Below are 17,000 nucleotides of genomic sequence, written 5' to 3'. Positions count from 1 at the left end.
CACGCACGGTTCTTAGGGGAGGGGGAGTCAGCGATGGCTCCTCCTTACCCGACCGGACTGCTGGCTCAGTCGGGGGTTAGCCAGCGGTACGGTGTTGTCAGCACCTGCCGCTGGTGCCAAATATTGAGCTTTGTAGTGTGGCCCCGCAGGGCGTGAGAACTAAAGTACCGCTAAGTATTTCCAACGTCAAGCTTAAAGTATTGCAGTTGATTGTGCTGATTTTTGGAATAGGTTTTGTGATCATAGGGGCGTTCCTAGAGATACTTGCTTATTCCCCTTCATCGATAAATTTTGGGAAACGCACCATGTTTATGAGTTCTTAACTTAGGAACACACCATGCTCATGAATTTCTCAAAGCAAGCGATCGCAACCTAACACTTCCTAGTCTAATCACCAACAGCCCAACGAACATAGGGATATTGGCCGACAATTTCTTGATGAGTGATGGTGGCAAAATACCAGTTTTCGTCGGGTTCTGGTGCGATCGCACCAATATCGAAGCGGAAATAAACATAGCCTTGCTCAAACCACAGGTGATACAGAGACCGATAGTGTTCATCGCTTTCGCCAAGGTTGCCAACACAGGTATAAAACTCCGGTGCCAGGGGCGTTTTGAAAGTCACAAAATGCTCCTGGCTATCGATAAACTCAGTTTTTCCGCGACTGATGGATGCAACATCAAGCATGATGCCACTGTTCTCACCTGCTTCAAAGTTGCGACGGGTTTCCCGCCAAAAGCGGACTTGAGCAGGACAACTACCAGATGTGACATCGATCGGAATAATTAAATCCTCTAGTCGGTCAAAGGTATCGTGACTGGAGGGAGATAACCCCTCCGCTATGGCAGCAGGAGCATTTAGTAGCAAGCTACCCACAAGCAGCACAGTAGTGCGAAACATAGACACTAGCGATTAAGGAATACCGGAACAGCTCCAATGAAACATTAGGCATTTTCGTATGCTGAAGTTTCTAAAAGCGCAAGCTTCACAAAAATCGTCACCTTACCCAAAATTCCCTGGTGGAATCATCAGGTAGTCAAGACATACATTGCTTAACGCCATTTTGCGACAGTTGATCACCGTGTGGGATGATTTGGGCTGTCGCTTCAGAATCTTCCATCATTAACGCCCATGCTGCTGATTGATTGGCTAATTGTGGTGGCCTATCTCATTTTTACGATGGTGTTAGGCATCTACCTATCGCGTAAAGCCTCTGGAAGCTTAGTTGACTTTTTTGTATCGGGTCGATCATTGCCCTGGTGGTTAGCAGGCACCAGCATGGCAGCCACCACCTTCTCGATTGATACGCCGCTGTATGTGGCCGGGGTAGTTGGGTCCCGTGGCATCGCTGGCAATTGGGAATGGTGGAGCTTTGGCATTGCCCATGTGATGATGATTTATGTCTTTGCACGACTATGGCGACGTTCCGAAGTCGTAACTGATGCTGAGCTAACGGAAATTCGCTACGGCGGGAGAACGGCTGCATTACTGCGGGGGGTCAAAGCCTTTTTGTTTGCAGTGCCGATCAATTGCATTGGCATTGGCTATGCCATGCTGGCTATGGTCAAAGTGGTGGATGCACTGGAACTATGGCAAAGCGTTGGCATTGAACCCAATGAAAGTATCAAGCTCTGGAGCGTAATTGTTGTCAGTATTTTGGTGCTGTTCTACGCAGGCTTTTCTGGGCTGTGGGGGGTAGTCGCCACGGACTTCTTTCAGTTTTTCCTGGCTTTGTTTGGGGCAGTGGTGGTTGCGATCGCATCGCTCATCTCCGTTGGCGGCATGCAAAACCTGATTAATCAGGCTCAAGCTAATAGCAACTTTGACATTCTCAGCATCGTACCCATTACCTTTAACGGCGGCATCGGCTGGAGTACAGTAGCCGGCATCCCAGCCAGCGCCTTTATTGCCTACGTCTTCTTACAATGGTGGGCATTCCGTCGTAGCGATGGTGGTGGCGAGTTTATCCAGCGCTTGGTGGCCGCCAAAAATGAAAGTGAAGCCGAAAAAGCAGCCTGGTTTTTCAACATTTTGCACTATGTGATCCGTACCTGGCCCTGGATCATCGTAGCCCTGGCCGCCGTTGCAATTTATCCAGACCTGACTGATCGTGAACTGGGCTATCCCATGCTGATGCTCAGATTTTTACCGCCGGTTCTATTAGGCCTAGTGGTAGCATCGCTGATCGCCGCTTTTATGAGTACTGTCTCAACCCTAATCAACTGGGGAGCCTCATATCTAACCAATGACCTCTATGGTCGGTTTATCAATCCAGATGCCAGTCAAACCGAGTTGGTAACTGTAGGTCGTATCACATCAGTACTTGTGACTGTTTTAGGAGCAACGGCAGCTTTCTTTGCGTCAGATGTCGCCACGGTCTTTCGGTTAGTGATCGCCATTGGCACAGGGCCTGGCCTAGTCCTAATTTTGCGCTGGTTTTGGTGGCGAATTAATGCAGCTGCAGAGCTAAGTTCGATGGTGGCCGGGTTCTTGATTGGTTTGCTCACCAGTATTGTGCCTGTCATTCAAATTGCCGACTTTGGTTTGCGCCTATCAGTCACCGCAGGCATCACCACCGTGATTTGGGTCCTGGTTATGATACTCACCCCACCTGAGTCTGACGAAACATTAGATGACTTTTATCGGCGTGTACGCCCCGGTGGACCTGGCTGGCAGCGGCAGCGACAACGTACCGGCATCAGACCGCTGCAAAATCTAGAATTAGAGCTTAAAAGAGTGGTCGCAGCATTATTGTTACTGTTTGGGGCTATGTTTGCCGTTGGTGGTTTCTTATTGCTCAACTCGCTAGGCGGCTGGCTATCGCTGATTGTGGCTGTAGCAGGCTGGTTTTGGCTACGTCAGTTAAACCGCCAACCAATTGCGCCAGTGCCTCGACCTGGTCTTGATGACGACGATATTTTGCCATAACTCATCAGCTGCATCATCGACAAAACGTTACGATACTTAACAGACAAACATTCATCCACCTCACATTCAGACCTAAACCATGTCCATCATTCGCTCCTACGTGATTCCATTTCTGATTTTGATCGTCTTTTTAATAGCGATGCTGGCGGTCAGTGCACGCATCTGGCTACCGAGCGATATGCTAGCTCCTGCCCCGATTGATGGAGACGAACTGGCCATGATCACCAAAGTGTTCTTGATGAATGGATTTGGAGTCTAACTGGCCCCAAGGGTATCACTTGGTTCAAGGCTCTAGTTTGGATCGGGCCAGATTAGTTGCCACCATAGGCAGTGCCTATGCAGAACTCGGGGCCACCCAGCTTGGTCATTTAACCAAAACCGTTGAACTATATTTGACCAGCCCTTCAACCCTATGGTGGTTGGAGAAATCAGGTAGCACCGCCCGCGTTGGGTTCACAGCTACACAATCAGATACCCTGGGCTGTCTTTGGCTAGGACCCTCCATTAATCAGTTAACCGGAGAGCTACAAGCCTACATTTACTTGGTTTACGTTGCTCCTACATATCGTCGTCAGGGTTTAGGGCGTAAGCTGATGGAACACGCCAAACAGTGGGCCAGCCATGAAGGCTATAGTCAACTCAGCCTGCAGGTTTTTACGAAGAATGCACCTGCCCTCAAGCTGTACAAAAGCCTAGGTTATCAAACACAAGCAACCTTATTAACGCTGGAAGTCTAGAGCCTATCGAAATCATTCACCCGCCTTTAATACCTGAGCACAACATAGTTCAGATACTCCGCTAGGGTCATTGGGGATTTTTTACTGTAGCCATTGGGCTTGCTTAGCTAAACGCTCTAGCCCTACCATAGCACCCTACTGAGCGACAAGCGTTAGCGATAATTTTGAAACTGCAAAGCAACAGGCCAGTCTTCCTGCTTAATCAACTGAATTGCGCTTTGTAAATCATCTTTAGATTTGGCAGAAATCCGGACAGCATCCCCTTGAATCGATGCCTGAACCTTTTTTAGATTGTCGCGGATCATTTTCGAGATTTTTTTAGCCACTTCCTGGCTTAAGCCCTTTTTAAGTTCAACATCCTGACGCACACGGTTACCACTGGACGCCTCAATTTTGCCAAACTCAAAAATTTTCATCGACAGGTCACGTTTAGCTGCTTTGGTTTGAATCAACGTATGCACTGCCTGTAGTGTCATCTCGCTGGCTGTTTCTATGGCTATATTTGTTTCACCCAGGTCCAGGGTTGTTTTGGTGTCTTTAAGGTCATAGCGGCTTTTTAATTCGCGACGTACCTGATCAAGCGCATTGACCAGCTCCTGCCGGTCAAAGTCGCTGACTACATCAAAAGAATAGGTAGAAGCCATAGGGAGATGATTAGTGAAGGTGGAATGGTGAGTGAGGGTGGAATTGCAAACGCCTCACTCAAACCTGGGGTAAAAGCCGACTATTGTAGCCAGATAGTCTTGCAGCTCATGAAATAGAGGCTAAAAATGCTAAAACTACCGATGCCGAACATGAGCGATCGCAACGGTGCCACATTCAGAATGTAAAACACCGAAAACAGAAGTCGAGCGACCAGATACGCCACAACTGCGACTAGTGCCGTCTTGGTCTCCTGACCCGTAATGTAAGCTAAAACCGCCGCTGGAGCGTAGAGAATAAATGACTCGAACGAGTTTTGATGAGCACAGTTAGCCCGTCTGGCATAATCCGGCAGCTTGTCAGTATAAAAGCGCGGCTGAGCAAACATCGCCATGGGATTATCCATAGACTGCGATAGCTTAACGCGCTCTGTGGCCACCACCATGTAGGGAACGTAAATCAAAAAAGCCGCTATCGGCAAACTGTACAAAAAAAGATTAGGCAGCGATAGTAAGTTCACAGATAAAACGCCTTAGTAACTGATCAATAACAAAACGAACGTTTTCTACTGCCTTTATTATCAATCAAAATAAAACAGCGTTACAATCTTGCGCTGCTCTTCAGCGTCTTTGCACGTCTTCAGCAATGTATGGCTATCGTGAAATGCAAAGCAAATCAACTGCTGACAGCGGGAAATGATTTCCTGATTACAAAGGGCGCTGGCCTCAGCCAATTCAAGTCGATCATTAGCTGAGTTTTCCACCAAATGGATAACCGAATCTAACTGATCACGGGATTCTCGCGGCTGACGCTCCAGACTCTGTGGCAAAATCACCGTTAGCAAATTGGGGTCCGCCTTCATAGCTCCCCGAATGGCTGCAGCATTTGTCCCTGTTGCCCCAGATGTTAGCAGCCGATTGCCACCAAGTACTAATGCATAGCTCATCAGCTCAATCAACCGCAGATGGGTAATGGGCACATGACGGGACCCCAAGATAGCAATACGCTTAGAGCCCGATTGCTGAATCGCAGCAAGCTCTTGCAAAAAATCATCTACCTTAAGTGATTCGATGGGAGTATCAAGGGACTGGCTCAAGGGCTTTATGTAGTTTTAATGAAGGGACTGGCTAATTCTACCAAACCCTTGCCCCTCAGCCTTGATATCCTAAATTCTCAGCCACTCTGCTAACGTAAAAAAAGATTATGCCGTCACAGCAGGAGACGATAGGTTGAGTTCACTCATTAGCCTTTCTACATCAAAGTGCTTTTCCATCAGCAGTTGAATGCACTTCACTTTGATCGGTTCCTGCAAGCGAACTTCCTGGAATGATTTCTCAATGATTTCAACTGTTGTCAGGGTATCTAGATCCACAGACAAGATCGGAATTTCTAAATCTTGAGCACGGCTGACAATATCAGGGCGCGGTGCAATATGCCCGGTCAAAATCAAACATTGGGTAGAGGTTTCTAGGGCAGCTAATTGAATATCGGCGCGATCTCCACCTGTCACCACAGCCATATTGTCAGCCCGGCGGAAATACTTCAAAGCAGAATTGACGTTCATAGCACCAATACTCAAGCTCTGAACCATCAGATCCATCCGCTCATCGCAGCAAAGAACCTCGGCTTTGAGTTGATGCACAATTTCTCCAACACTAACACTGCGCATTAGGGGAGTGCTGGGCAAAATTCCTAAAACCGGTATGCCATGGCGTTCAAGACAATCCTTAACGTTAGTGTTCACAGCCTGAAGCTGATCGGCAGGAACATCATTAATTAAGACCCCCATCAGGCGGTCACCTAGCTTTTGCTTAGCCGCTAACAGACCATCCACAATCAACACTGAATGAAATCTGGCCACCAGCATGACTTGTGCTTCAGTCACTTTAGCCAGCTGAGTTAGCGACAAGCCAAACAAGGTACCTTCTTCCAGAGTACCCGGACCTTCAATCAGCAATAAATCTTCCCCCTGACCGCCCAGGTACGTAGCCATTTGTTGAGGATCAACAGCGGACTTTTCTTCCGTCAGCTGCTGCTCAATGGTCTGCGCATCCAGAGATAAAAGCGTCGGGCGCAGCCGGGATGTCGGCAAATCCAATATTTTGGAAATGAACCGCACATCTTCATCAATACCAGCTTCATCACTAGGACAGGTACCAACGGGTTTGGCATAGGCGATATCAATACCGCGATCCTGAAGCTGCAAGGCCAGACCAGTTATTGTGGCTGACTTGCCGCTGTAGGGCTCTGTTGAGCCGATCAGCAGATGCTTTGATGGATTGGGCACACTATCACTCCTAACTACCAATAGGGCTACCCCCCATTGTGCCATGGAGAGCTGTTAGCAATTTGGAAAAACGTTAACTTTTGACGAAGTGTTTTATGGGTATCTTCACGATGTTTACTGTTCAAGGGCGACATCAAACATCGGCATTCATGTTTGTGAATTCTTCTACCTTTGAGGTCACTCTGTTATGCGGCCATTTTCTGGGGTGACCACTAAGCCAGACATCGGGTTAATCATCCATTCTGAGTAACCTACGATAGAACGACTTGGAGAAATCAGGGGACCGCTTCAGCCGCATGGCAGTTACCACATCGATCAAAAAATCGACGAATTCAAATGTGGCCATGGTGATTTCGTAAGTCAACTCCGCATCACCATCAAACTGCATGCGACATTGAGTTCAGATCAGCAGGCAACATGGAAACATTCCATGTTGCTAAAAAGGCAATGCTCTCGCCACCTTCAATGCGGCGTTCGCCTTCAAGGTTGCCACGTTTGTAAAGACCAATTGCATAGGGGAGTGCTTTCCGTTTATTGCCCTGATAGTAAGGCATATAAACACCGACATCTTGTTTGGGAGCGGGCTGAATGTCTGCAATAGGCATGGCGTTAGCAGTGGAGTCTATTTTCAGAAATGAGTGATCTTAGGCAAACAGAGACATCGCTGACGAGTTAGACCCTGGTTTTTAATCTGTTTTGGGGCATAGACCAATAAATCAGCGACCAAATTGTAATTTGGTTTACCGAGGATTAGTGTACCCATAGAAGTTTAAGCCCTGCGCACTTGCAGACCATAGGATTTCAGAGAAGCCACATCCAAAACTGATGTTATGTAACAGTTTTTAATAAGATATTAATAACTTGTAACCCCAATACCCTAATACACGGAACCTATGGCGATTGAAATGGTATCGGATGTTTCATTAGATGATCTTTCGGAAGGCCGTCGCCTCAAAGCTCTGGCTGCTTTAGTGTTTTTGTGGAGTTTAACGGTAGTGCTGCACTGGGCCAAGTGGGGCTCATTGGTCGTTTGGGCGGCTACCGTACTGGTGGCTATTTATATGCTGCGAATTGTCACTGCCAATCAAGCCGATGCCATCAGTCCTAATCAGGTGACCATTCCTGAAACAGTAGCAGAGACAAATTACCCCTGTGTGTCCCTGCTGGTGGCCGCCAAGAATGAAGCGCCAGTCATTACTAACTTAGTCGCATCGCTTTGTAGCTTAGATTATCCCGCCGATCGCTATGAGCTGTGGGTGATTGATGATAATAGCGACGATGATACTGGCCGGATTTTAGACCAGCTGGCTCTGACGTATCCGAAGTTGAAGGTTCTGCATCGTGGGGCAGAGGCTACCGGTGGCAAATCGGGTGCGCTGAATCTAGCTTGGCCAAGGGTAACGGGAGATATTCTGGCTGTGTTTGATGCTGATGCTCAGGTGCCCGCAAACTTACTGCAAAAGGTGGTGCCGCTGTTTGCCAATGAGCGCACTGGGGCAATTCAAGTGCGTAAGGCTATTTTTAACAGCGAGACTAATTTTTGGACCCAGGGTCAAGCGGCTGAAATGGCGCTAGATCGTTATTATCAGGAGCAACGAGCCGCTCGCTGTGGCATTGGTGAACTACGTGGTAATGGTCAGTTTGTGCGACGTACGGCTATTGCTCAATGTGGTGGCTGGAATGAAATGACGATTACCGATGACCTCGACCTGACAGTGCAGCTGCATTTGCATCAGTGGAATATTGGCTTTTTGGATACGCCCCCAGTAGGGGAAGAGGGTGTAACCAGTGGAGTTGCGCTGTGGCATCAACGTAATCGTTGGGCTGAGGGAGGCTACCAGCGCTATCTGGATTACTGGCGGCTATTGGTGCGTAATCGCCTGGGGTGGAATAAGTCCATCGATATGCTGATGTATTGGATTTTGCAATACATGCTGCCGATTGTGGCACTGCCGGATTTTATGATTGCGATCGCACTAGGCAAACCGCCGGTCTTCACCCCTCTGACGGCCCTGGCCGTCAGCATTTCCTATTTCGGCATGGCCATGGGTATTCGCCGCACCCACAAAATGCCTTTGATACTCACTATGGTGCAGGCAGTCAAGGGGACCATTTACATGACCCACTGGATTGTGGTGATGGCTTTTGCCACTACCCGTATGGCCTTACGACCCAAGCGATTGAAATGGGTTAAGACCATCCATGATGGGGAAACGGCAAGCGCGTAGTCTATATAAACTGTCAGCCACTATCTAAAGACTGTTCTTAGGAGTCTAAAGAAATCGTTGCGATGTAAGGGATCGCAACGATTTTTCACGTTTGCTGCCAGCTAGATCAGTTAGCGTTGAGACATACCCATACCCGGTCTGAATTTATGATAAATCTTTCGCTCTCGTTTCCTAAGCTGACGTCGCGTCAGTTTGCGTGGGATAGTGCAGTTCTCTTTCTGGCAGTATTTTGGCTTGGCGGTAGTTTGATACTCGATTTAGTGGTGATGCCCATGCTCTACACGGCTGGCATGATGACTTCACCCGGATTTGCCAGCGCTGGCTATGGTCTATTCGAGGTATTTAACCATGTGGAAATGCTGTTATCCGGGCTAATTTTGACGGGTGTTTTAGCCATGCGTCAGGCCCATGCCGATTGCTCAGTTGAAGTTAGCGGTAGTCGTAGTCGCTGGGCGCTCCTTTTGGCCATCAGCCTGGTTGCGATCGCGCTAACTTACACCTATGTACTAACCCCTTACATGGGTGCCCTGGGGATTGCCCTAGACATGCCAGGCATGATCCACATCATTCCCAACACCATGGGCTGGATGCATGGTGCCTACTGGCTATTGGAAGTAACTAAGATGCTAGTACTGGGGGCGCTATTACGCCTGTGCTACATCGATATTGCTGCCCAATTTACAGCCAAAAACTAGTCCTGGATAGCATCATCAGGCCACAGCAAACGAATTGCCATTAGTGCAAATCCGATAGCAGCAATTCCTTTCACGATTTGCGCAGGCAATATCTGAGCTGTGCCTTCGCCTAAAAGCACTCCCAGGAAACTAGCCAGCACTAATGCACCAGCCGTGCCCAAAAATACAGCCTTGGGCGACGATGAACTCCCGCCCAAGGCAATTGCTGCAATCTGACTTTTATCACCCAATTCCGATAGAAACACAGTAATAAAACTGACACTGAGTAGATTCCAATCAAATGACATAGCAGTGGAGCAGAACTTGAACAGATTAACTATCTTCTAAAAACCAATCACTTCAGCGGTTAGGCCCACAGAAATTATTAGCAGTAAAATGCCAGCCAAGGTATCCAGCGTTTCAGGAGACAGGCGACGCGCTAACCACTGTCCCACTAACACCCCTACCAAACTGGTAGAAATAAGCGCTAAAGCGGCCCCCAAAAATACCGTCAGTGGTTTATGAGACTCAGCACTAATGAGCAGCGTAGCCACCTGGGTTTTATCCCCCAGCTCAGCTAGAAAAATAGTGGCAAAGGTTGAAAGAAATACGCCCCAAAAACTTGCCTTTGCAGACACCGGCTCAGACACTTGGTTTTCAGATCGTTTGGCTCTGGCAGTCTGCATAGGTGTAAAGGATACTCTTTTCATATTTCTTTCATTATCTGTCAGAAATATCCGCAGGACAAGAGTTAAAAACGTCTCAGCCTTATTTTTTGAATAGATAAGCTGTGCTCAGTTATGTCTGAATTTCAACAATTACCCTCTTAGTCAACTGAGGCCAAGTAACAGTACCTTAAACATCAAAATTCAGTACTAATCACATCTATCAGCTCTCCATATTGAGAGTTGCCATAAATCGCTTTATTTCTTCACTGTTAGAACCATAAACACCACTGATTTGCTCCTGGCAGCAGTCAATTGCAAAATCATTAAGTTCATAGCTCTCAATGCCAAACATTTGATTAAATGTATCGGCCTGGACGCGACAAAACCCAGGTCGCTGTTCATAGATTTTGCATAACCGTTGGTCACGGTCATAGTTGATACACCAGCCGTCTGCACCCACCATACCCATGTAGATTTCTAGTTGCTCAGGGGTAAGATAGTCTGCCAGATCTGGGCGATCGGCTGGGGTGAGGTTACAGCAAGCACCACAGTTTTGTACACATTGCCAGGTGGCCATAACAGTTGTCCTTTGCAAGGGGTAGGGTTAGCCCTACTAGAATAAGGGACTGGGGAAAATCATGGTTTGAAAATAGCGTTTGTCAGTGGAAAAATGATCAGAACGTACCACTCCCTGCAACCCTCAATATTCTTGGAATTTTGTAAACTTCCTTAAACTTTATGGGATCGAACCAGGTAAAATGACGATGCGCTTGCGCAGAGGTCACGGTTATTGATATCGGAGGTTCAATGGGTCTTCTGGGTTTCTTGGGTTTGGGTTTTCTCAGCAGTATTGATTTTCTGGTAGTGGCTCAGCTCACTGTCTTGGCAATGGTAGTTATTTCGGGTCCAGCAATCATCTTTTTGCTAGTGGCCCGCAGCGGCGATCTTTAAATAATCATCTTCAGACACCCGGTATCTGAGAGCAGACCAAATGCTTAAAGTTTTGGATCTGCGAGATGCCGGGTATCTTGATGATAATTAAAGCCGCTGACGTAAGATAAATTCCGCGATCGCAAGGTCCACTGGAGTAGTTACCTTCAAATTGGTTTCTTCACCTTCAACGATATGGACAGCGAGACCACATTTTTCAAACAAGGCTGCATCATCGGTCACCGACCAGCCCTGGGAGTACCCTTTTTGGTGAGCCTCTTTGAGCAATGCTACGTCAAATCCTTGAGGGGTTTGTGCTGCCCATAGCCGAGAGCGATCTGGGGTTGCTTCAATGACGCCAGCGTCATTTACCTCCTTAATGGTGTCTTTAACCGGCACGGCTGCAATAAATCCCTGGCAAGTATCAAAGGCCGCAGCACATCGATCAAACAGAGTCGGGGTGGCCAAACAACGAGCCCCATCATGAATTAAGACGTGTTGAGCATTGGCGGGTAGAGCTTGCAAACCATTATTCACCGATGCCTGACGGGTATCACCACCACGGATAAACGCAACTGGTTTGTCAACGCTCAGGTTAGCTACGGTTGCTTTGAATACCGGCTCGTCAATGGCTTGGCAGATAATTCCGATCCATTCAATGGTGCTAGCTGCCACAGCTGCCTTCAGGGTCCACCCCATGATGGAATAGTCAAGCAGTGGCAAAAGGAGCTTATTGCCGTCGGCTCCCATGCGTTTGCCAACGCCAGCTGCCGGTATAAGTAGGTGCATACTGTCTCCAGAAAACTTAAGGAAAACAAACGTGAATCTTTGCAGGACTGGCTGATCTTGTCAGCCACCCGGCACCTTATATCCTCTCAAAAGCCTTAACCAAAGAATAATTTTTACAATTTCGTGGTGTTAGTCTCCGTTTCTGAAGCCTCAGCGCTACCAGCTTCCTCTAGAATAATTAGCGAAGTATTCTCCAAAGCCCATGCGCGTCCTGGCTTTAGTCCCTGGTGGAATCAACGATCAGCTTCAGTTTTTTCCAACGTTAACGACCATTCAAGCAATCTATCCCAACGCTGAAATTTCGGTAGTGGTAGAACCCGACTCTAAATCGGCTTACCGGGTCTCTAAGGCTGTTAGTGAGGTTATTCCGTTCAATTATCGAGCGCAAAATAGTCCGGCTGACTGGGCTAATTTACTCGGTATTATTCGCGATCGCGAATTTGAGTTAGTCCTTTCTGCCAGCGATCGTTGGGAGGAAGCAGTGTTGCTCTGGCTTAGCGGCATTCCTACACGCATCGGCTACAGCACTGCGCAGGTTTCCTGGCTTTACAGTAATACGGTAATTGCCGATAAAGAACCGTACTCCAGCGGTCAGTATCAAGCACTGTTGCACGGATTAGCCAACCCTTCCCAACCTGGGGCCACGGTTCTGAATGTCCCGGAAGCCGATATTGCTTGGGCGGAAGAGCAACGCAAAACTTTAGGGCTCACAGGCAGTGGCTATGTTGTTATGTATCCCGGCATCAACGCCCAGGCCGATGGCTATCCTCTAGATAGCTGGCTCAGCATCATAGACGATTTTCAATCCAAACAACCCCAGTTGCCAGTTGTTCTGCTAGAAACCGTTGACAGTGAGGAGCTAGTTGCCTCCATCAGCCGTCAGCGCAAGCTGAAGATAGTCAACGCTAAAAACCTGGGACAGGTCGCCGCGATTCTGGCTGGGGCCGATTTAGTCATTAGCCCTGATAGCTACATTAGCCAGGTAGCCATGGCACTGCAGGTATTTACCCTGGTGCTTCAAACCAGCCTGAGTCCTGAGTTACCTCCCGTTAAGGGCGAAACACGAGTTCTTGGAATCCGCTCTACCACAGCTCAATTAGCCGACTTAAAACCAGGCGATGTGTTGCAAAAAGTTTGGGGTGGCTAAAGCATTAGGTATACTCAAAAACGTTTAATAAAACACTGGTTCTTCAGGAACTAGCTACTCGTCGCGAGAAAAAGCTTAAAACTATCCACACTGTCTCCCGACAGGTCAGTCATCCTTAGCTAGGATGGCCATGCGATAGCGACAGCAATAGTTTCATCAAGTTTTTTTATTAATTATTGGATGAGGTAAAACCATGGATCGCGTTAAGTCTCAAGCTGCTGTGGTGTCTCAGTTACTTTTTGACCCCAAAACGGCAGGTGCTTATAAAGATGCCCTTACCTTGACGGGAAAAATTATTAAGGAAGTAGCACTTTTAGTGTGGTTGGTTATTTGTTCTGTACTGGTGTTTGCAGCCTGGTTTAGCGATACTGCGATTGGTGCTGGACGCAGCACTCGGGAATGGTGGCAGGCTCAGCAGCAGGGAGAAGCCGTTGATGGCAACCAGGCTGCAGCAGCTACTGGCCAGGCACTGCTAGATGTCAGTCAAAACGGCGCTAATTTTCTATTGGACAAGGCTCGTGAACAGTTGGGTTTAGACAAAATTGAACGGCCTGCTAAGACAGCGCCTGCTGCTGCCTCTTCAGCCAAAGCAGCTACTCCAAAAGCGGCAGCTAGCACTGCCACAGATAAGGTTGCCGCTGTCACCAAAGAGACTAAGAAAACTGTTGCCAAGGAGACCTCTATAACCAAGGATGCCCCTGAAACACCTGTGACTGAAAAGCATTAACCAGCAACGTAATACTGATTACCCCACTTATTCGTAACCACAGCTGACAGCTCCAATTGCCGTTTTGTCAGATAATGCGGTCCGCTCAATGGGTGGACCTTTTTATTGGGCTGCTGATCTCTGGCAAAGGACGAAAGCTTAAGGACAGAGGCATAAATGAAGATGCCTTAGGGAGTAACGTTTCCAGACACTAAGTTGTCTTAAGTAAGCCGACCCTAGCTCTATCTATGGCGTGAAGCTTTCCTCTGAAAGTGCTTCTGGTTTGAGAGGCGCGACATCTAGGGTCCTAATATCGCTAGGCAAATAACTTAAGGACTCAGCAATGGTGATAGCTTCTGGGACTGTAATATTGCTACAGTCACCCTGGCCATAGTCTTGGGAGTTGACCAAACCAGCTCCTATCAAGCGATAGAAGCCATCTTCTCCTGGCAACCAATCGGTAAATAAATCGCTTTCTGGTAAGGCACCTTCGTCGCCATTGGGAAACCTGCCATGGTAGAGACCATAGCCCTCACCAAATAAGGCAATATTCAAGGGCTCTCGATTTTCTAGTGAGATATCGCCAATACCACCGCTAGTGTACTCAATTGCAAAGCAGCGATTTTGGGTATCTCGATATACCAGCCAGTAGTAAGGATTACTTGCTTCTGTGCCCACCCCATAGTTAGCCAGGGTCATATTTGGGGTGAGGTAGGTGGGAATAACAATGTCAATGCTTAGACTGGCGAGTTGGTTGGCCGCGTCAGGGGATAGATGGGCTAAGTAGGAGTTAGGTGGGGGTGGCGGCGGTACCACAGTGTTCGTAGGAGCTGTGGCGGTTGGTTCAGGGGTGACTGGAATATCCTCAGCCGGAGGGGGAGCAGGGCGGCAACCGCTAATGATCAAAGCGCACAGTAGGCCTTTGATGAGCTGACTAAGATATGGTTTAGGAGTAAGTTTCCTCAAATTAATGGGAGCCAATCCCTGGGTCAATTTCATGCGGTATTGCTGATCTGAATAAAGGCACTAACCAGTTCTAGATCATTGAGGACCTTACCATAGCCTATGTTTAAGCTTTAGTAGGGTTGGCCATTACGATGGGCGAAATAATACCCACCTTCGGGCTTGGGCAAGGCTAGTAGATCATCGTCGGGATACTCGGCTTGATCTGCGGGGGTCCGATCGCCAATTTCAAGATACGTTGCGATCGCATCAGACCGATTAATCAAATGGTGACCATCGGCAATGCCAGCGGGGAAACCCGCCATCATTCCAGAGGTAAGCACTGTTTCTCCAGCATCAGTGACCAACGAGAGTTCTCCTGACACCACATAGATAAACTCATCTTGGCGACTATGCCAATGGCGTAGAGCCGACTGAGCACCCGGAGCTAACGTCGTTAAATTCACACCAAAATTAGTTAATCCAGCCGCATTACCCACACGTTGCCGAGCCCGACCAGCAACAGCCGCCTTAAACGGCTGCGGATAACTGGTTCCTTGGCTGGTAGGTACCTGAGTAAGATCAATAATCATCAGGCCGACACATCCAACTATTTTCTTTAGGATGACTTACCTTAACTGACTGAAGCAGGTGCATCAACACGTTATCTCACACCATCTCTGCTTACCCTAATCAGCGACCTCAGCCATCTCAATCACTGCGCCATCATAATCCTTGACCAAAAAATTGAGTGGCCGCTCGCGACGAATCTTATGACGCAACCCGTTTGTCTGCACCTGCATCAGTAACAACTCCAGGCAGTCACGGTCAAAACAAACATGACGCTGACGGTCTTTGTAGCCTCGACTCGCCCCTGAAATCACATGCAGCTGGGTATTCTTTTTTAGCTGATACCACAAACCATCAGGGGTACCATAATTGGGCTCTGTTGGACGAGAAGCCATACTCCCCATCCCCATCATCGGGTCCATACTGGCCCCCATGGTCTGCTCATAGTTGTAGTAATAATGCAGCGGTACATCAGCAGCAGACAACCCTAAAAGCCCTTCATAGAACTGCTGGGCAATGTTCAAATCTGACACCATCACCGTATGTACCTTGGGGGCGCTAGTCAAAAACATCCACATAGCACCGGCATAGGCCACCAGCAGCATCACCATGATGCCTTGGGTAGAAACCAGGCTATCCAACGGTAGGCCTTGCCATACAGCCAGTGGTGATGAAAAAACGATGGGATACAAATCCATGGAGACTCCAGGAAAGAAGGTGTTTCTGACTATAGAGCCGTCAGAACATAGTCGCCCCTATAGTGTATCAAGGCTAAAACTGACTAGCTGCCGGGGACGTACCGGGTTAACCGATCCTTTACCGTATGGCAAATGCAGCTAACCGACATCAGTAATTACTTACTTTCCCATGGAGATCGGCCAGCAAATCTTTAAGATTCGCCAGATCATAGGTATAGTAATGGCTATTTATACGGTAGTCTCAGTCTGATTAAGCCGGTCTGTCCATGGTGCCGGTAATTGACAGGAGTTTCGTTTACAGTACTGTGGATATTCCTAATTTTCCTGAATGTGATCATGCCATTGTCAAGTCGCTTTTTGAATACAGCGACTATGACTTAGTGCAGCAACTCAAGCTGCATCCTGAAGAAGGTAAATACTTTACGGCTGTGTTCTGCCGATACAGTCCAGTCGTGTATACGCTGATTCGCCATTCGGCCAAGTCTACGGTGCAATCCGAGTATTTATTTGCCCTAACTTGGCGACATATTTTGTATGAGCTCAGCGGTCTTGAGCTACCTTCTGAGCCTCCAGAAAACTTTTCCTTGCAGGCATGGTTAGTCAATTTGACAGCCGCCTGTATTAACCAGGCAGCCCTCCCTGATGTTGAAGAAATTCACTACAACCTTCAGGAAGCTTCTCCACCGCTCTGGTGCTATGTCACCCAGGCCCTGGAGCAGTTACAACCACTGCATCGTCTGGTCATTGTTATGGCCCAGACTTTTCGTTGGAGTAATACCCGCATAGCAGCTTATCTACAGGCAGAGGGGCAGCGGATTTCACCAAAATCGGTAGAAACGTTGTTGGCAAATGCGCAGCAAGCCCTAGACAAGGCTTTGCCCCATGATATTCAAGCTATTTATTTTGGGGATACTGAAACTGTAGCTGAGGAAAACTTGGCAGGGGATCTGGCAGATTTATTAGATGTGTCAGATCTGGATTTAGAAGAATCAAACTTGGCTCCAGAGACTTAGGGTTTTGTTTTTGAGTTCTGGTGTTTGGGCTTCAGTTGTTA

General features: G+C 48.0%; 23 protein-coding genes. 9 read left to right on the top strand and 14 right to left on the bottom strand.

What is annotated here, in order from left to right; translation table 11 throughout:
• Window positions 1-387: 387 nt before the first annotated feature.
• Window positions 388-900, bottom strand: a complete 513-nt coding sequence (locus N836_RS68160; RefSeq protein WP_023076216.1) for a hypothetical protein — start codon at window positions 898-900, stop codon at window positions 388-390.
• Between the two features lie 231 nt (window positions 901-1,131).
• Between N836_RS68160 and N836_RS68155 the strand changes: the two genes are divergently transcribed.
• The 3 genes from N836_RS68155 to N836_RS68145 all read left to right on the top strand — a co-directional run bounded on the left by N836_RS68155 (window position 1,132) and on the right by N836_RS68145 (window position 3,665).
• A complete protein-coding gene (locus tag N836_RS68155) occupies window positions 1,132-2,928 on the top strand; it encodes a sodium:solute symporter family protein (protein ID WP_023076215.1) in 1,797 nt (598 codons plus the stop codon).
• 79 nt (window positions 2,929-3,007) lie between these two features.
• Window positions 3,008-3,187, top strand: a complete 180-nt coding sequence (locus N836_RS68150; RefSeq protein ID WP_023076214.1) for a hypothetical protein — start codon at window positions 3,008-3,010, stop codon at window positions 3,185-3,187.
• Window positions 3,171-3,665 (top strand): GNAT family N-acetyltransferase, encoded by a 495-nt coding sequence (locus tag N836_RS68145; protein WP_023076213.1) that lies wholly within the window; start codon window positions 3,171-3,173, stop codon window positions 3,663-3,665. The genes N836_RS68150 and N836_RS68145 overlap by 17 nt, the downstream gene beginning before the upstream one ends.
• A gap of 152 nt (window positions 3,666-3,817) precedes the next feature.
• Here the strand turns inward: N836_RS68145 and N836_RS68140 are convergent, their stop codons facing one another.
• From N836_RS68140 to ebsA (N836_RS78080), 6 genes are all read right to left on the bottom strand, one after another.
• The gene (locus N836_RS68140) at window positions 3,818-4,309 is read right to left on the bottom strand and encodes a YajQ family cyclic di-GMP-binding protein (RefSeq protein WP_023076212.1); all 492 of its coding nucleotides are present in this window, start codon (window positions 4,307-4,309) and stop codon (window positions 3,818-3,820) included.
• An 80-nt stretch (window positions 4,310-4,389) separates the two neighbouring features.
• Window positions 4,390-4,827 (bottom strand): MAPEG family protein, encoded by a 438-nt coding sequence (locus tag N836_RS68135; RefSeq protein WP_031294282.1) that lies wholly within the window; start codon window positions 4,825-4,827, stop codon window positions 4,390-4,392.
• Window positions 4,828-4,887: 60 nt separating this feature from the next.
• Complete coding sequence (locus tag N836_RS68130) at window positions 4,888-5,403, bottom strand: hypothetical protein (protein ID WP_023076210.1); 516 nt, start codon at window positions 5,401-5,403, stop codon at window positions 4,888-4,890.
• A 105-nt stretch (window positions 5,404-5,508) separates the two neighbouring features.
• Complete coding sequence (locus tag N836_RS68125; RefSeq protein ID WP_031294278.1) at window positions 5,509-6,594, bottom strand: phosphotransacetylase family protein; 1,086 nt, start codon at window positions 6,592-6,594, stop codon at window positions 5,509-5,511.
• Window positions 6,595-6,823: 229 nt separating this feature from the next.
• Window positions 6,824-6,940 carry a type IV pilus biogenesis protein EbsA gene (ebsA, locus tag N836_RS78085; RefSeq protein WP_327058733.1) on the bottom strand — a complete coding sequence of 39 codons (117 nt, stop codon included), beginning with the start codon at window positions 6,938-6,940 and terminating at the stop codon, window positions 6,824-6,826.
• A gap of 31 nt (window positions 6,941-6,971) precedes the next feature.
• Window positions 6,972-7,199, bottom strand: coding sequence for a type IV pilus biogenesis protein EbsA (ebsA, locus tag N836_RS78080; RefSeq protein ID WP_023076207.1), 228 nt, complete (start codon window positions 7,197-7,199; stop codon window positions 6,972-6,974).
• Window positions 7,200-7,487: 288 nt separating this feature from the next.
• Between ebsA (N836_RS78080) and N836_RS68115 the strand changes: the two genes are divergently transcribed.
• Both N836_RS68115 and N836_RS68110 read left to right on the top strand, forming a co-directional pair.
• Complete coding sequence (locus N836_RS68115; RefSeq protein WP_023076206.1) at window positions 7,488-8,822, top strand: glycosyltransferase; 1,335 nt, start codon at window positions 7,488-7,490, stop codon at window positions 8,820-8,822.
• A 146-nt stretch (window positions 8,823-8,968) separates the two neighbouring features.
• A complete protein-coding gene (locus tag N836_RS68110) occupies window positions 8,969-9,517 on the top strand; it encodes a DUF4149 domain-containing protein (protein ID WP_023076205.1) in 549 nt (182 codons plus the stop codon).
• On the opposite strand, the gene N836_RS68105 is transcribed toward N836_RS68110, so the two are convergent.
• The 3 genes from N836_RS68105 to N836_RS68095 form a co-directional block, all read right to left on the bottom strand.
• Window positions 9,514-9,804 (bottom strand): TMEM165/GDT1 family protein, encoded by a 291-nt coding sequence (locus N836_RS68105; protein ID WP_023076204.1) that lies wholly within the window; start codon window positions 9,802-9,804, stop codon window positions 9,514-9,516. The two genes, N836_RS68110 and N836_RS68105, sit on opposite strands and share 4 nt — an antisense overlap.
• A gap of 36 nt (window positions 9,805-9,840) precedes the next feature.
• Window positions 9,841-10,182 carry a TMEM165/GDT1 family protein gene (locus tag N836_RS68100; protein WP_023076203.1) on the bottom strand — a complete coding sequence of 114 codons (342 nt, stop codon included), beginning with the start codon at window positions 10,180-10,182 and terminating at the stop codon, window positions 9,841-9,843.
• Window positions 10,183-10,384: 202 nt separating this feature from the next.
• Entirely contained in the window at window positions 10,385-10,741 is a 357-nt protein-coding gene (locus N836_RS68095) for a YkgJ family cysteine cluster protein (protein ID WP_023076202.1), read from the bottom strand.
• Between the two features lie 230 nt (window positions 10,742-10,971).
• Between N836_RS68095 and psb30 the strand changes: the two genes are divergently transcribed.
• Window positions 10,972-11,115, top strand: a complete 144-nt coding sequence (gene psb30, locus N836_RS68090; protein ID WP_023076201.1) for a photosystem II reaction center protein Ycf12/Psb30 — start codon at window positions 10,972-10,974, stop codon at window positions 11,113-11,115.
• An 87-nt stretch (window positions 11,116-11,202) separates the two neighbouring features.
• On the opposite strand, the gene ispD is transcribed toward psb30, so the two are convergent.
• The gene (gene ispD, locus N836_RS68085; protein WP_023076200.1) at window positions 11,203-11,883 is read right to left on the bottom strand and encodes a 2-C-methyl-D-erythritol 4-phosphate cytidylyltransferase; all 681 of its coding nucleotides are present in this window, start codon (window positions 11,881-11,883) and stop codon (window positions 11,203-11,205) included.
• A gap of 202 nt (window positions 11,884-12,085) precedes the next feature.
• Here ispD and N836_RS68080 point away from each other — a divergent pair, with 202 nt between their 5' ends.
• Window positions 12,086-13,030: a glycosyltransferase family 9 protein gene (locus N836_RS68080; protein WP_023076199.1), complete on the top strand. Its 945-nt coding sequence runs from the start codon at window positions 12,086-12,088 to the stop codon at window positions 13,028-13,030.
• A gap of 193 nt (window positions 13,031-13,223) precedes the next feature.
• Window positions 13,224-13,757: a hypothetical protein gene (locus N836_RS0139515; RefSeq protein WP_023076198.1), complete on the top strand. Its 534-nt coding sequence runs from the start codon at window positions 13,224-13,226 to the stop codon at window positions 13,755-13,757.
• Window positions 13,758-13,982: 225 nt separating this feature from the next.
• Here the strand turns inward: N836_RS0139515 and N836_RS73910 are convergent, their stop codons facing one another.
• From N836_RS73910 to N836_RS68070, 3 genes are all read right to left on the bottom strand, one after another.
• On the bottom strand, window positions 13,983-14,735 hold the full coding sequence (locus N836_RS73910) for a hypothetical protein (RefSeq protein WP_023076197.1): 753 nt from the start codon (window positions 14,733-14,735) through the stop codon (window positions 13,983-13,985).
• A gap of 77 nt (window positions 14,736-14,812) precedes the next feature.
• Window positions 14,813-15,271: a cupin domain-containing protein gene (locus N836_RS68075; RefSeq protein WP_023076196.1), complete on the bottom strand. Its 459-nt coding sequence runs from the start codon at window positions 15,269-15,271 to the stop codon at window positions 14,813-14,815.
• A 96-nt stretch (window positions 15,272-15,367) separates the two neighbouring features.
• Window positions 15,368-15,946: a VOC family protein gene (locus tag N836_RS68070; RefSeq protein WP_023076195.1), complete on the bottom strand. Its 579-nt coding sequence runs from the start codon at window positions 15,944-15,946 to the stop codon at window positions 15,368-15,370.
• 266 nt (window positions 15,947-16,212) lie between these two features.
• Here N836_RS68070 and N836_RS68065 point away from each other — a divergent pair, with 266 nt between their 5' ends.
• Complete coding sequence (locus N836_RS68065) at window positions 16,213-16,959, top strand: RNA polymerase sigma factor (RefSeq protein ID WP_023076194.1); 747 nt, start codon at window positions 16,213-16,215, stop codon at window positions 16,957-16,959.
• The last annotated feature ends 41 nt before the right edge of the window (window positions 16,960-17,000 follow it).

This window comes from Leptolyngbya sp. Heron Island J (assembly GCF_000482245.1).
In the GTDB taxonomy this organism is placed as follows: Bacteria; Cyanobacteriota; Cyanobacteriia; order Phormidesmidales; family Phormidesmidaceae; genus Leptothoe.
This window is presented reverse-complemented; position numbering and strand designations above follow the sequence as displayed.